The 13,473-nt window shown below is 72.1% G+C and carries 10 protein-coding genes; 2 read left to right on the plus strand and 8 right to left on the minus strand.

What is annotated here, in order from left to right:
- Window positions 1–167: 167 nt before the first annotated feature.
- Window positions 168–1,478 carry an MBL fold metallo-hydrolase gene (locus tag WMF34_RS34685; RefSeq protein ID WP_437990520.1) on the plus strand — a complete coding sequence of 437 codons (1,311 nt, stop codon included), beginning with the start codon at window positions 168–170 and terminating at the stop codon, window positions 1,476–1,478.
- A 53-nt stretch (window positions 1,479–1,531) separates the two neighbouring features.
- On the opposite strand, the gene WMF34_RS34690 is transcribed toward WMF34_RS34685, so the two are convergent.
- Window positions 1,532–2,011 (minus strand): carboxymuconolactone decarboxylase family protein, encoded by a 480-nt coding sequence (locus WMF34_RS34690; protein ID WP_044969807.1) that lies wholly within the window; start codon window positions 2,009–2,011, stop codon window positions 1,532–1,534.
- Between the two features lie 136 nt (window positions 2,012–2,147).
- Between WMF34_RS34690 and WMF34_RS34695 the strand changes: the two genes are divergently transcribed.
- Window positions 2,148–3,041, plus strand: a complete 894-nt coding sequence (locus WMF34_RS34695) for a sigma-70 family RNA polymerase sigma factor (protein WP_012239442.1) — start codon at window positions 2,148–2,150, stop codon at window positions 3,039–3,041.
- A 50-nt stretch (window positions 3,042–3,091) separates the two neighbouring features.
- On the opposite strand, the gene WMF34_RS34700 is transcribed toward WMF34_RS34695, so the two are convergent.
- The 7 genes from WMF34_RS34700 to WMF34_RS34730 all read right to left on the minus strand — a co-directional run bounded on the left by WMF34_RS34700 (window position 3,092) and on the right by WMF34_RS34730 (window position 13,223).
- Window positions 3,092–3,562: a cupin domain-containing protein gene (locus WMF34_RS34700; RefSeq protein WP_012239443.1), complete on the minus strand. Its 471-nt coding sequence runs from the start codon at window positions 3,560–3,562 to the stop codon at window positions 3,092–3,094.
- A 161-nt stretch (window positions 3,563–3,723) separates the two neighbouring features.
- On the minus strand, window positions 3,724–4,410 hold the full coding sequence (locus WMF34_RS34705; protein WP_437994685.1) for a DJ-1/PfpI family protein: 687 nt from the start codon (window positions 4,408–4,410) through the stop codon (window positions 3,724–3,726).
- 179 nt (window positions 4,411–4,589) lie between these two features.
- On the minus strand, window positions 4,590–6,065 hold the full coding sequence (locus WMF34_RS34710) for a hypothetical protein (protein WP_437990521.1): 1,476 nt from the start codon (window positions 6,063–6,065) through the stop codon (window positions 4,590–4,592).
- An 86-nt stretch (window positions 6,066–6,151) separates the two neighbouring features.
- The gene (locus tag WMF34_RS34715; protein WP_437990522.1) at window positions 6,152–7,087 is read right to left on the minus strand and encodes a hypothetical protein; all 936 of its coding nucleotides are present in this window, start codon (window positions 7,085–7,087) and stop codon (window positions 6,152–6,154) included.
- Window positions 7,088–7,237: 150 nt separating this feature from the next.
- Entirely contained in the window at window positions 7,238–8,488 is a 1,251-nt protein-coding gene (locus WMF34_RS34720) for a pectate lyase family protein (RefSeq protein WP_012239447.1), read from the minus strand.
- Between the two features lie 242 nt (window positions 8,489–8,730).
- On the minus strand, window positions 8,731–12,606 hold the full coding sequence (locus tag WMF34_RS34725; protein WP_437990523.1) for a protein kinase domain-containing protein: 3,876 nt from the start codon (window positions 12,604–12,606) through the stop codon (window positions 8,731–8,733).
- 287 nt (window positions 12,607–12,893) lie between these two features.
- Window positions 12,894–13,223, minus strand: a complete 330-nt coding sequence (locus WMF34_RS34730; RefSeq protein WP_012239449.1) for a DUF2934 domain-containing protein — start codon at window positions 13,221–13,223, stop codon at window positions 12,894–12,896.
- Window positions 13,224–13,473 lie beyond the last annotated feature (250 nt).

Below are 13,473 nucleotides of genomic sequence, written 5' to 3' on the forward strand. Positions count from 1 at the left end.
TGTGCAGCCTGGTCGAACGGGCTATTCGCCCGCCGCTACCTGGTCAAGCGCAGCGGGAGAAGCTACCGTCATTCTTGACACTGCCACGACTGGCAGCGAAGAAACGGAGAACTCCGAGCTCGGCTGAGAGCTTCTCTACCAGCGATTGCCATCCACGAGGTACCGCGATGCAAGACGAAATGCAGGTTGAGGCGTGGGGAGAGCTATTCGTTACGCGCAAGTGCTGCGGCGCCGGCACGTGCCGGAACTACGCGCCGGAGCTCCTGGGCGAGGTGGTGCCGGCCAGCGAGCTCCGGGGAGGCCGCCGCCTCTCGGTGCTGCCGGGCTCCTACGAGGAGGGCGCCTTCACGGGTGTGCTGCGGCATCCGCGGAGCAAGGAAGAGCTGATGGCGGCGCGGACGGCGGTCGCGGCGTGCCCGTTCGGCGCCATCACGCTCAAGCCGGGCGCGGCGCAGGTTCGCCGGGGCGATCTCGGGTCACCTTGGCGCGGTTTTCCGCGGCCCATCGAGGATCGTGTCTGGGTCATCGGACAGCCATCCATCAAGAACTTCGGCGCCGTGTCCTATTTCATCGAGCGCGACGGAGGCGGGGTGCTGATCGATCCCCCGAAGCCGAGCGAGGAGGTCTTCCGCTGGCTCGCGGAGCACGGCGGCGTGCGGTGGCTCTTCCTGACGCACCGGGATCATACGCACCACCACGCCGAGCTCGCCAGCCGCTTCCCGGGTTGCCGCCGCATCCTCGGCGCCGCGGACGTGCTCCTCCGTGAGAACAAATACATGCCCTCGACCGGCGACGTGGAGATCAAGCTCGGGAACGAGCTCGGCCCGCTCTCGCTCGAGGGGGAGCCGCTCTCGCGAGAGGCGGCCAAAGAGGCCGAGATCATGGTATTGCCGCAGCCCGGGCACACGCCGGGCTCGTTATGCCTCCTCTATCGAGGCCGCTTCCTGTTCACCGGCGATCACCTGAGCTACTCGCGCTTCCTGGGTCAGCTCGTGGCGCATCGATTGCAATGCTGGGAGGACTGGGAGCGCCAGATCCGCTCGGTGCGGTACCTGCTCGCGGCGGCCGAGGCCGGCTGGCTGAGGTTCGCGTGGGTGTTGCCGGGCCACGGGGAATGGGCCCGCCTGCCGGGCGAGGGGAGCGCGGCCGAGACGGCCGCGGAGCTCCGCCGCGTCATCACGTCGATGGAGCAGAAGCCGAAGGGGCATACGCCGCTGGGCCGCTGGATCCTCTACGTTCGGAGCCGGATGGCGCCCGAGAAGACGCTCGGGCGCGCGCTGCGCGCGATCGGCGGCGGGAGCGACGCCTGGGTATTGCCGCGCGGCGCGCGGAGCTCGCTCACCGATTTCGATCCCGACAAGGCGCAGGTCGCCCTGCGCCGGCTCTATCTCCTCGGCGCCGCTGCGCTTCTGGCCGCCGGCGGGGCCGTATGGCTCACCGCGCGCCGGGGCATGAGCGCCCCTTCTGGTCGCTCTTAGGACGCAGGCTCCACACCTTCGCCTCGTCCGCGGTTGCCGGCGCGCGCTCCTCGTCAGCGGTTCTCCGCGCGCGCGTCGAGCCTCGCCGAGCCGGCGATCTGCCTCGTGGTGACGTTGAACCGATTGAAGAGGTTGGTCAGCGCGATTTGCAGGGTCAGCGCCGCGAGCGCCGGCTCGTCGTAATGCCTCGCGGCCTCCTCCCAGACGTCGTCGGGCACCGGGTCCGCGCGGTCGCTGAGCCGCGTCGCGGCCTCGGCGAGCGCCAGCGCGGCGCGCTCCGCGTCGGTGAAATAGGGCGTCTCGCGCCAGGCCGCCACGGCGAACACGCGCTCGTCGGTCTCACCCGCCTTCTTCATCTCGCGCGCGCCGATGTCGACGCAGAAGCCGCACCCGTTGATCTGGCTCGCCCGCAGGTGGACGAGCTCGAGCGTCCGCGCCGGCACGCCGCTCTTCTTCACCGCGCCGATCAGGGCGTAGATCGGCTGCATGACGTCGGGGATGACCATCGCGGGGTTCTTCATCCGTGCTTTCAGCATGTTCGTGCTCCTCCCGAGGGGCTCGGGTGTGCTCGCCAACCGTGACGGGGCGCTGAACGTCCGTTCGCGCCGTCACATGGGCTAAGGTTCGTCCGTCACAGCCATGACGAAGCACGACGAGGGAGTGTGACCGATGGGTGAAAATAGTTGGCTGGCGGAGCGGTTCGAGGCCCACCGAGCCCATCTGCAGGCCGTGGCGTACCGGATGCTCGGCTCCCTGAGCGAGGCGGAGGACGCCGTGCAGGAGTCCTGGCTCCACCTGAGCCGCGCCGACACGAGCGGCGTCGAGAACCTGGGCGGGTGGCTGACGACGGTCGTGGCGCGGGTCTGCCTCGACATGCTGCGCTCGCGCAAAGCGCGGCGCGAGGACCCGATGGCGGCGCCCGACCCCGCCGTGGACCGCGAGGCCGGGACCGACCCCGAGCGCGAGGCGGTGCTGGCCGACTCCGTCGGCCTCGCGCTGCTCGTGGTGCTCGACACGCTGACCCCCGCCGAGCGGCTCGCGTTCGTGCTCCACGACCTGTTCGCTGTGCCCTTCGAGGAGATCGCCTCGATCGTGGGCCGCTCCCCCGCTGCGGCGAGGCAGCTCGCGAGCCGCGCCCGCCGTCGCGTGCAGGGCGCGCCCCCGTCTCCGGACGCCGACGTCGGCCGCCAGCGCGAGGTCGTCGACGCCTTCATCGCGGCCATGCGCGGCGGCGACTTCGACGCCCTCGTGGCGATCCTCGATCCGGACGTCGTGATCCACGCCGACGCCACGGCCGAGCCCCCGGCCGGGGGCGAGGTCCGCGGCGCGCGCGCCTGGGCCAAGCAGGCGATCCCCGCCGCGCGCGGCGCCAAGTTTGCGCGCCCCGCCCTCGTGGACGGCACGGTGGGCATCGTCTTGGCCCCGAAGGGGCGGCTCTTCCGGGTGCTGCGCTTCACGCTGGCGCAGGGGAAGATCGCCCGGATCGACGTCGTGGGCGACCGCGAGCAGCTCCGCGATCTCGACGTGTTGGTCCTCGACGGCGGACCGCACCCGGAGATCTAGGCGTGGACCCGATCCCATCTCTCGCGGTGGTCATTCACCACCTCATCCACTCAGTAAGGTGTCCCGTCCTTGCGCGTGTAGACGTACTTGCCGCCCACCTTGCGGAAGGCGAGATCCTCGTCGGGGTACTCCGCGCTGTCTTCGGGATCGCGGTTGCTGATCTCGAGGTAACGCGCTGGCGCGGCGCTGCGGTTGACGAAGTGATGCCCGTTGCGCGCGCCGGCCGGAAAGCCCGCGCACTGACCCGCCGTGAGCACCTGCTCGCCGTCGTCCGTGCGCAGCACCACCTCGCCCTCCAGCACGAATACGAGCTCGTCCTCGTGAGAGTGGTAGTGCCGCAGCGCCGACTCCTTGCCCGGGAAGAGCGTGGTGAGATTGACGCCGATCTTCGTCAGGCCGAGCGCGTCGCCGAGCGCGCGCTTCTCGCGCGGCGTGACGCGCGCGCGAAGCGGCTCGGGGTACGTCGAGCCGGTGCGGGGCTCGAGATCGCTGGGGTTCAGGGCAGGGCGTTCGAGGGGCATGATCATCTCCGAGCAAAGCGGCTGCGCTCAGCGGCCGCGCGGTGTGGGCCTGAGCGTGGAGGCGAGCGTCGCCGGGCTCAAGGGGCTCGCGGGGGCTCACGACCAGCCCCCCTCCCCGATCGTCTCCCGGAGGGAGAGGGAGGAGGCTCCCGGGAGCGCGGTCACACCGGTCGGGCGAGCGCGGCCAGCAGGGCGGCGCGGCGCTCGGGATATTGAAGCAGGGCGCGATCGCGGACGCGGGTGAGCACCTCGGCGGGCGCGGTCTCGGGGGAGCCGGCGCCGAAGGGAGGCTGCGGATCGTACTCGATGCTGAGCTGGATCGAACGAGCGACGTCCGCGCCGGCGATCTCCGCCACCAGGGTGAGCGCGAAGTCGATGCCGGCGGTGACGCCGCCGCCCGTGATCACGTTGCCGTCGCGCACGACGCGCGCCGCTTCGGTCTGGATGCCGAGCTCGGCGAGCAGCGGCCGGAACGCCCAGTGGCAGGTGGCGCGTTTGCCGTCGAGCAGGCCCGCGGCGGCGAGCAGCAACGAGCCCGTGCACACCGAGGTGACGTAGCGCGCGGCGCGGCCGAGGCGCTGGACATGCGCGACGAGCTCCCGATCACCGAGGGCCGCCGTGAGGCCGTAGCCCCCGGGCACGCAGATGGCGTCCGCTTCGGTGACGTCGGACAGGCGGGCGAGCCCGGTGAAGGTGAGGCCGCTGTCGGCGGACAGCGAGCCGCCCTCGCGGGAGGCCACCACCAGGCGCGCGCCGGGCAGGCGCTGCAACACCTCGAACGGGCCCGTGAAGTCGAGCTGCGTGAGCTGGGGGAACAGGATGAAGACGATAGTAAACGGCCTTTCCATGGCGCGCCTCTCTGCCGGAGTTGACCGAACCATCCCACGATGGCAGCTTGGCAGGAAGGACAAATAGTCCTCCTTTCCTGCCAAGCCCATGCCCCACGCGATCAGCGTCGTCGTCTTTCCGGGTTTTCAGCTGCTCGACGCCCCCTCTGAATCGTCCCACCCCGGCTCCAGCCGCGTCGTCAGGAGCCGCTGAGACGCTCCTTGGCGCGCGCCCTCACGAACATCGCTCCGTCGCGCGCAAGCCCCGACAGCACGGCGGCTGTGGCTCGCGGGTGGTCCGCGACGGCGTAGCGGACATACTTGTTCTCGTCGGCGGCGCGCCGCTCCAGGATCTCGAGCGGACAGTCGGCGCGCCATACGATGTGACGGCGCACGACGAAGTCCGGGTCGTGCTCGAGGTCGAGCAGCAGGGGCAGTGGACATCTCTCGTTTCTGCCAACCTGCAAGCGCACATACGAGTCGGGGTCCCGCGCGAGCTGCGACAGCATGCGCTCGGTCGTGCTCGGATTCTGCGCGACAGCGCCACGAACGAAGGCGCTGGTGGAGTCGGCCAGCTGGACGAGGATCGGCTCCGGTGTGCGCGGGTGTTTTGCGATCTCCTCATGGTTGTCGCGCAGGGCGCTCGCGGCGGCGAGGATGTCCGGCGTCACGCCTGGATGCGCGAACACGGCGCGACGCAACGTTTCGCTCGGGGCACGGCTCCATTGGCGCAGGCACGCTTCGGGACACTCGGGGCGCTTCACGAGCTCGAGCTTCACCCTGGTGTCGCCGTCGCTCGCAAGCACTTCGAAACGCTCGGCGCTCAGCGCGCGGCGCCGCGCCAGACGCCGACGAACCTCCACGAGCGGGTCGCGCAGCAGGCCCTGCAGGCGCGCGGCGTCGAGCGCTTCGTGGGTCGCGAGCAGCAGACGCACGGCGGGCGGCGGACTGTCCGTGATCTGGGCGTAGAACGCGGCGGGGAAGTCCGGACGCCGCAAGAGCGCGAGCAAGACGCGTTCATTCCGATCAGCGAGCAGCTCGGGCATCCTCGCGTCGTCCCACGGCAGCGACGCGGCGGCGGTGGCGCGATAAGAAGCCAGTCGGTGTTGCGCGAAGGCACGCAGTGTGTCGAGCGAGAGACCCATGCGCGTCTCGGCGATGAGCCGCACGTCTGCGTCGGCGTCGTGACGGAAGCGCTCGAGCCAGTCGCGCGGACACTCGCGGTGAGAAGCGACGGCACAGCGTGCCTGGCTTCCGAGCTCGGCAAACTCGGCGAGCACCGGGGCGGGCACCGGCTCGTTGCGTGCGATTCGCGCGAGGTCTTCGCTGAAGTGATGCGGAATCGCCGCGGCGTGTCTCGCGATCGCGCGCACGTTGCCGTCGCCGTCGGTCCAGAGCAAGCGGCGGAGCGGCTCGTCACAGCCTGGATGGGCGGCGACAACGCACCGGACGGCGCGCGAGGCGTCACGCACGAGCTGCGCGAGGACCTCGCGAGGAGCGCCCGTGCGGCGGGCGAGGGCGCGACGAACGTTGATGGCCTCGTCGGTGGCGAGCGAGAGCAGCGTCGCGAGCGGCGTGCGCGGGTGCAGCGCCGCCTTGATGCGCAGACTTTCGCTGGAAGAGCGCGCAAGCGCTTGCAGATCCTCGGCGCTGAGCTCTGCTGTCCGTCGCTTCATTCACAGGGATATTTAGCAGACCCCCCGCGCCAGCACAGGTCCGTCCCGCAGGCCCTGTCCCTTCGCGCCACGCGGCCGAAGCCAACTCAGAATCTGGCCCCCACGGCGAGACGGAGCGTCGCGAGCTTGCCCTGCTCCAGGCCGAACCCGAGCGGCTCGTCCAGCGCCACGAGCAGCCCGGCCCGGAAGTACAGGCCCGAAGCGGGTGGCTCCACCCCGACGAAGGGCTCGGCCGCGAGTTGCATCTTGTCGGTCTGTGTGAGCGGGAACGCGGCCTGGAGCCGCGCCCCGACCCCGAACCCTCCCACGCTGCGCAGCTCCGCCTCGTTGCTCTGCTCGATGAAGAACTCCGTGTCGCCGCCGCCCGTGGGGATGGCGAACATCGCCACGAGATCGCTCCGCACATAGAGCGCCTCGATCGGGCGCAGCTCGATGCCGCCGCGGGCCCGCAGCGGGACGTGCTCCAGGAGCGCCCGCTGCGTGTCGAAGTACCCCCGCACGGCCAGCGCCGCCGCCGCGGCCGCCTTCGTGTCGTCGGACGGATCCTGCGTGATGGGGATGGAGGCCGAGAGCCCGCCGACGAGCATCAGCATGGGGGAAATGTTCCCGGCGTAGTGAAGTCCTATCGAGGGATTGCCGAAGAAGAACCCCTCGAGCTCCGGCGCGACGGTCGCCGCGTCTTGCTCCCCCGCGCCGGGCTCGTTCGCCTGGCTGCTCCCGTACGCAAACGGCAGCTCTGCGTCGAGGTGGAGCCCCCCGATCAGCCTGATCTGGGCGACCGCTGCGAAGGACGCCACGAAGGACTTCCCCTCCCACGCGCCGCTCGTCCCGTCGCTGCTCACGGTCTCCCAGTCGGGGAGGTTCGCCTCGATGGTGCTGGTGAGCACGTCCGCCTCCACGCCGAGACGGAAGCCGTAGGACTTCGCCCACTGCGCTTCCGTGACGGTTTCCTCGGCAAACGCTGGCGGGGTGAACGAGAGCAGGAGGGAGAGGGCGGCGAGGGACGAAGCAAGCTGGCGCATGCGGACAGCGTATCTTTTTTTCCGTCCGGGGCCATCCAGCGGGACGATGGCACAGGCAGCCCGGAGGAGAGGCAGCCGCCAGCCGGCCGCTCAGCTGTAGATTCGACGAACCGATGAGGCCCTCTCCGGCCTACCAGCCGGGGGGAGCTCTCAGTAAGCGAGCGTGCAGGTGTTGCCGGCTCCGCACTCCTTGGAGGTGACCGCCGCGACGACCTGGGACGCCGGCATCGGCGTGTAGCGGTACGGGATCTCGAAGACGGTGCCCCTCGAGTCGTTCAAGTCGTCGCCGGTCCCCTGGTTGCCGATCCCCTTCCAGCCTCTTGGACTGCCCATGTCCGTCCAGATCGACCTGTTCTCATCATAGACGCAGTTCTCGGCGATGAGCGCCATGTCCTTGCCCACGCCGTGGATCTGCCCGCCGCCGGTCTTGTGGTAGTTGTTGAGCATGTGGACGTTGCCGTACCGCCCGCGAGGCTGGCGTGAATCGACGCGCTCGCCCCAGTGGCTGTTCATGTACGTGATGTGCAGCTTGCCCTGGCTCGCCGGCTCGTCGTCGCTGCCGGCGATCAGGTTCGAGAACCGGTGCTCCTTGTCGTATGTATAGTAGAAGCGCGACCAGGAAACGGTGACGTAGTCGGCTCCCTGGGTGATGTCGCAGTTGCCGTCCTGACCGTCGGAGATGTCCAGATGGTCCAGCCAGACGTGATGGGCGCCGTTCCCGGTGTACACGGCGTCTGCGCCGGCCTTGCACTCGTCGTAGCTGGCGCAACGCGCGCCCCGCACGGCGAGGTTGCGGATAATGATGTTGTTCACGCCGGCGCCGCTCATCCGGATGTTGCCTGTGATGGTCACGCCGGGGCCGATGCCGATGATCGTCTTGTTGGCGCCTGGCGCGAGCGTCCCGCTGTAGTTCCCGGGCTTCACGAGGATGATCGCCGGGGTCGAGCCCTTCGCCGCGTCCTGGAGCGCGCTCATCGAGTCCACCGTGATGGCCGAGCTCAGATCCGTGCCGCCGCCGGTCGTGCCGCCAGCGACGCTCGCGAAGCCTGGAACGGGATCCGTGATGTGGAGGTCCCCAACCGGCGTCGACCCGCCGGTACCGCCGCCACCAGCGCCCGCTCCATCCGTGTCCCCGCCACCAGCGCCCGCTCCACCCGAGCCGGCCGCGCCCGCGGCGACGCCGCCCGTTGCGCCGGTGGTGGCTCCGGCCCCGCCTGTTCCGCCCGTGGTGGTACTGGCACCGCCCGTGGTCGTCACGCCACCTCCGCCGGTCGTCTGCCCCGCGCCCGAGGTTCCTCCAGAGCCCGCGCCGGCGCCGGGCGTGGTGTCGGGATCCGTCGAGCTGCAAGCGATCAGCAAGCCGAGGATCGAGAAGGAGGCGAGTCGATACGCGTGGGTCATCGTTCCTCTGCGGGTGATGGAAGCCAAGCTTCGTTCCCTCAGGTTGCGCGGCGCCCCCACCAGCCGTCACAAATCGGCGGGCGCGGGCGCGCGCCCATCGCATACCGGCCTGAGGCGCGGGTGCTTGTCATCCTCCTGGCCGCGGTCCCCCCAGCGCCCCCCAGCAAGTTCCAGGCGCGTTGTCGCGTCTCGCGAGAACGCGCCCGGAACATGCCCGCAGTGCATGCCGGGGACGCCTCCCCTCACCTGTCCACGCGGTCGAGCCAGGCGCGCGCGTCCTTCTCCAGCAGCGGATCCCCGAGCCGCACCGACAGCTCCAGAAGATCCTCGAACTCCCGCCGCGCCAGCGCGTCATTGCGCGCGTTCTTCAGCAGCATCGCCGCCGCCCAGCGGCCCTGCAGCACGTCGTGCCAGTAGCCCTGCTCCTCCGCCCGCGCGATGAGCGCCTGCAGCCGCTCCCGCGCGTCCCCCGCCCCCGCCACCCCGTCCAGGTACGCGAGGTACATCCGGTTCGAGGCGGCCACCCGGTCGTACCCCGCCTCGTCCGCCCGCTCCAGCGACTCCGCGAAGAGCGACCGCGCCCGCTCGTGCTCGCCCAGCCGCACGCACGCGTACGCCAGGTTGTGAAGGTTCACAACCCCGTCAAACCGCAGCCCGAGCGCGCGGCCCAGCGCGATCGCGCGCTCGGACGCCCCCGCCGCGGCCCGGAAATCCCCCGCGTAGAGCTCGATCGTCACGAGCAGCTTCGCCCGCACCGCCTCCGCGACCCGATCGCCCGGGGCGGCCGCCTCCCAGCGCGACAGCGCCTCCAGCGCCCCGGCCCGATCCCCCGAGGTCGCCCGCGCCAGCGCGACCGACTGGAGCGCCCGCGGATCGTCGGTCGGCCCGAGCGCGGCGAGGTCGAGCGCGGCTCGCCGCGCGCGCGCGAGCTGCCCCTGGAGGCACGAGACCTCCACGTCGACCGTCAGCGCCTCCTGCAGGAGCTCGCGGCGCCCCACCGCCATCTCGACCACGTCGTCGAGCAGGTCGTGCGACAGCCGGAACAGGTTGGTCGCCCCGAGCGCGCGCGCGAGCTCGATGCGCAGCTTCACCCGGAGCTCCAGCGAGCCGACCGCATCGACGCGCGCAAGGATGCGGTCCGACGCCGCCGGCAGCGACGGCGCGCGGCGCGCGTGGCCGACCGCCTTCGAGAGGATCTCCACCCACCGGGCGAGCTCGTCGGGCTCGCGCCGCGCGACGTCCGCGAGCTCGAACGCCCGCGTCATCGCGGCGATCGCCGCGTCGAACTCGCCGCGGCGCACGCGGACCCCCGCCGCGCGCGCCAGGTGCCCCGCCGCGCCGTCCGCGTTCCCGAGCGAGAGCGCCCCGTCCACGGCGCGGCCGAGGTGGGAGTCGACGAGCGCGAGCACCGCCGGATCGTCCCCGCCCACGCGCTCCAGCCACTCGGCCGCAAGCCAGTGGCCGAGCGCCCGATCCGCGTCCGTCAGCATCTCGTAGGCCGCGTCCCGCACGAGCGCGTGACGGAACGCGAACTCCGGCTCCCCGCGGAACATCGACTCCGGCCGCGGCTCGAGGAGCTCCCGCTTCTCGAGCGTCAAGAGCCACGACTCGAGCTGCGGCACCTGCCCGCCCCCGCCGAGCATCGCCTCCAGACCCCCCCGCCAGAACACCTCGCCCATCACCGCCCCGGCCCGGAGCACCCGGCGCGCCTCGGGCTCGAGCGCCGCGATCCGCGACTGCATCATCGCGAGCACCGTCTCCGGCACCTCCCCCGCTCGCCTGTCCGCCGTCGCGCGCACGAGCTCCTCGAGGAAGAACGCGTTCCCCGCCGACCGGTCGACGAGCGCCGCGAGCTCGGCCTCGGGCGGCGCGTCGCCGAGGACCTCCCGCACGATCCGCTCGCACGCGCGGCGCGACAGCTCCCCGAGCCGCATCTCCGTCGCCTCGCGATCCTCCCACAGGCCCGGGAACGCCTCGCGCACCCCGGGGCGCGCCAGCGCCAGCACCATGAGCGGCTGATGCCGCAGGAACCGGAGCGCCGCGTCGAGCGTGTCCACTGTCGCGCGATCGCAGAAGTGCAGGTCGTCCAGCACGATCAGCACCGGCTGCGCGTCGCACTCGGCCCGCAGGAAATCGAGCCACGCCCGCCGCGCCTGCTCCTCCATCACCGCGCGATCCTGCCGCGCCGCGCGCAGCGCCGGGCTCTCCGGGAACGGCACCCCGACCAGCTCGCCGAGCAGCTCCGTCACCCGCTCCCGCGCGGCCTCGCCGACGTGCCGCGCGACCCGCGCCGCGAGCTTCTCCCGCCGCGCCTCCGGGGGCTCGTCGTCGAGCAGGCCCGCCGCGCGCCGCACCGTCTGCGCGAGCAACCCGAGCGGCGCCGCGCCGCACATCGGATCGCCGTGCGCGCGCCACACGGTGACCGGCTCGCTGCGCGCCTCGACCCGCCGGAGCAGCTCGTACCCGAGGCGCGACTTGCCGACGCCCGCGCCCGCCGTGACCAGCACCACGCGCGCCACCCCCTCGGTGGCGCACTCGTCGAGCACGTCCTCCAGCGCCCGGAGCTCCCGCTCGCGCCCCACGCAGGTCGTGGGCTTCCCGAGCACCTTGCGCCCGCCGTCCTGCGGCTCGCGCGCGCCGAGCAGCGTGGGGCCCTGGCTGCCCGCCGCGATCTCGAAGCGGTCGCCGAGCAGCGCGGCCGTCATCTGATCGATGAGCACCGGCCGGCCCGACGACGGATCCTCCGCGGCGTGGCGGACCCGCGCGTCGAGCAGCGCGCCCGTGCGATCGATGACCTGCCCCACCGCCTGCGTCCCGGCGATGACGTCCCAGCCCGTCGCCAGCGCCACCCACGCCCCGGGCAGCAGCGCGTGGATCGAGAGCGCGCAGCGGGCGGCCTTGCCGGCGAGATCGGTCGGCGAGCCCGCGCCGGCGACGACCGCGGCGACCGAGCCGTCGGCGAGCACCTCCAGGACCGCGCCGTGCGCCTGCGCGGCCTGCCGGACCTCGTGGAACGGCGTCGTCGGCGGCGGCGCTGGCCGGGGCTTCATCGGCGGCGCCGGCGCGAGCAGGCCCTCGGGCAGCGCGTCCTTGCTGCCGGAGACGACGGTCGCGTGGTGGCCCGACAGCATCGTGTCGCTCGCCCGCTGGGCTCCCGCGATCGCCTGCGGGCGAGCCGACGGCGGGCCGCGCCTGCCCGCGCTCATCTCGGCGGCGAGCACGACGCTGACGAGCCGGCGCTCGCTCTTCGTCAGCGCGGGCGTCGGCAGGCCGTTGCCCGTGGACATGTTGCCCTCCACGACGCTCAGCATCCGGAGCTCGGCGGCGACCTCGCCCGCGTCCGCGGGGCGCTCCGCGGGGTTCTTCGCGAGCAGCCGGGCCACGAGCAGGTCGAGCGGCGGCGGGATGTTCGGGCAGAAGGTGCTCGGGCGCGGCGCGGCCTCGAAGAGCACCTTGGCGAGGACGGACAGCGGGTGCTGGGCGACGAACGGCGAGCGCCCGGTGAGGCACTCGAACAGGAGGCACCCGATCGAGTAGAGATCGGCGCGCGCGTCGACGTCGACGTCGCCGCGGACGCGCTCCGGCGCCATGTAAGCCGGCGTGCCGATCGCCGAGCCGGTGAGGGTGAGCTCGTACGTCGCGTCGGCCTGGCGCGCGATGCCGAAGTCGATGAGCTTCGCGCTCCCGATGTCGCCGCCGGGCAGGAACACGTTGGTCGGCTTGAGGTCGCGGTGCACGATGCCGCGCGCGTGGACGGCGGCGAGCGCCTCGGCGACGCGGCCGACGAGCATCAGGCTGTGCTCGATCCCGAGCGGACCGCGCGACAGCCGCGCGCCGAGGTCCTCGCCCTCGAGCCACTCCATGGCGAGGTAGTAGAGGCCGTCCGCCGTGACGCCGTGGTCGATGTAGCGGGCGACGGCGGGGTGCTCGAGCTCGGCGAGCAGGCGCGCCTCCCGCTGGAAGCGCACGACGTGCTCCCTGCCCTGGTTGAAGATCACCTTGAGCGCGACCGCGTGGCCGCTCTGCCGGTCGAGCGCCCGCCATACCGCGCCCATCCCGCCGGAGCCCGCGAGGCGTTCCAGCTGGAAGCGGTTGGCGAGGACGTGACCTGAATGCATGGCGCAAGTATCGGTGTGCAGACCTCCGCGGTCCAGGCGGCCGGAGCGCGCGTGGACCGCGAACCGTGGGCCCACCGCCCACGCGGAGCGCGAGGATACTCATCCCGCGGCGCGGCTACGAGCCTCGAAGGCCCGCGGGCGCAGCCGCCGGGCCGGCGGGGGCGGCGGGAGCGCGGCCGCGGCCCGCCCTCGCCGGCCGACGGGGCCGCTCACGCCCGCGCGAGCGCGCCTGTCGGGCTCGCAGGGGCGCGCGGCCTCGCGCCGCCCGCGCCGCCGCCGCGGAGACCTCAGCTGGCGAGGCGCTCGAGCCGCGCGTCGACCTCGCGCTCGGCGTTCAGCCAGTCTTCAACGGGGTTGTTCCGGAAGCCGGCCCTCTCGGCATATCCATAGGCCACCTTGGCGATCAGGCCGTGGCGCTCCTCGCGCGACAGCCGCGGGCGCGGCGGCGCGGCCTTCGGGGCACCGGCGCTCGCGCGCTCGGCGGCGCGCTCCACGGCCGCAGAGGGCATCTCGACGGCGGCGGGGGCAGAGACCGCGCTCTCGGGCTGCGCCGAGGCGACCGGGCTCGTGGCCCGGGTGGTCTTCGTGCGGGCCGGGGTCTTGCGCTTCGAGCTCATCTCGTCGTCTCTCCTTTCGGGTACACGGGTCGACTAACCCAGGTCCGCGCGTACGCACAAATTTTGAGCACGTAGTTCCTCGGCGCCCCCCCGCCGCCGGTCGGGATCTCCCTTCCAAGAGACCGTGATTCGCGGTAGAGTCGATGTCGCTGACCGGGTGAGATCACCCGGCATGTGTCAGCCATCATCCCTCGTTGTTCGTCGCCACCTCGTGGCCGGCGTTCATCCGCCATCGTCCATCTGTCGTTCC

This window comes from Sorangium sp. So ce145 (assembly GCF_051525985.1).
Taxonomy (GTDB): Bacteria; Myxococcota_A; Polyangia; order Polyangiales; family Polyangiaceae; genus Sorangium; species Sorangium cellulosum_B.

Bases quoted from the DNA above. Each gene is read 5' to 3' on its own strand.
- WMF34_RS34710 (WP_437990521.1), bottom strand. From the start codon at position 6,065: ATGAAGCGACGGACAGCAGAGCTCAGCGCCGAGGATCTGCAAGCGCTT.
- WMF34_RS34720 (WP_012239447.1), bottom strand. From the start codon at position 8,488: ATGACCCACGCGTATCGACTCGCCTCCTTCTCGATCCTCGGCTTGCTG.
- WMF34_RS34715 (WP_437990522.1), bottom strand. From the start codon at position 7,087: ATGCGCCAGCTTGCTTCGTCCCTCGCCGCCCTCTCCCTCCTGCTCTCG.
- WMF34_RS34685 (WP_437990520.1), top strand. From the start codon at position 168: ATGCAAGACGAAATGCAGGTTGAGGCGTGGGGAGAGCTATTCGTTACG.
- WMF34_RS34700 (WP_012239443.1), bottom strand. From the start codon at position 3,562: ATGCCCCTCGAACGCCCTGCCCTGAACCCCAGCGATCTCGAGCCCCGC.
- WMF34_RS34730 (WP_012239449.1), bottom strand. From the start codon at position 13,223: ATGAGCTCGAAGCGCAAGACCCCGGCCCGCACGAAGACCACCCGGGCC.
- WMF34_RS34725 (WP_437990523.1), bottom strand. From the start codon at position 12,606: ATGCATTCAGGTCACGTCCTCGCCAACCGCTTCCAGCTGGAACGCCTC.
- WMF34_RS34695 (WP_012239442.1), top strand. From the start codon at position 2,148: ATGGGTGAAAATAGTTGGCTGGCGGAGCGGTTCGAGGCCCACCGAGCC.
- WMF34_RS34705 (WP_437994685.1), bottom strand. From the start codon at position 4,410: ATGGAAAGGCCGTTTACTATCGTCTTCATCCTGTTCCCCCAGCTCACG.